The following is a 230-nucleotide window of genomic DNA, read 5'->3' as shown; positions in this document are numbered from 1 at the left end:
AAAGCTGTTCCTCCTGTGAATCCGTTTACTGTAGTTCCTGCATCGTCAATAGCTTCTATTGCTGGTTTGGTTACCGTAACAGTTACTTTTGCTTCATCACAGTTCGCTGGGTTTATTTTTTCACAGATTTTGTAAACCAACTCGTAGCTTCCTGCTGGAGTACCTGCAGCTACTTTTACTGCTGTACCATCTAAGGTGATTCCTGTGTTGGTTGCGCTTACAAAAGTGGT

At 42.6% G+C, this 230-nt stretch carries 1 protein-coding gene; it reads right to left on the bottom strand.

Annotation, left to right across the window (positions count from 1 at the left end):
- The coding region (locus K5R64_RS13590; RefSeq protein ID WP_220764203.1) for a hypothetical protein at positions 1 to 230 on the bottom strand (230 nt) is incomplete at both ends.

Source organism: Flavobacterium sp. UMI-01, from assembly GCF_019656315.1.
In the GTDB taxonomy this organism is placed as follows: domain Bacteria; phylum Bacteroidota; class Bacteroidia; order Flavobacteriales; family Flavobacteriaceae; genus Flavobacterium.
This window is presented reverse-complemented; position numbering and strand designations above follow the sequence as displayed.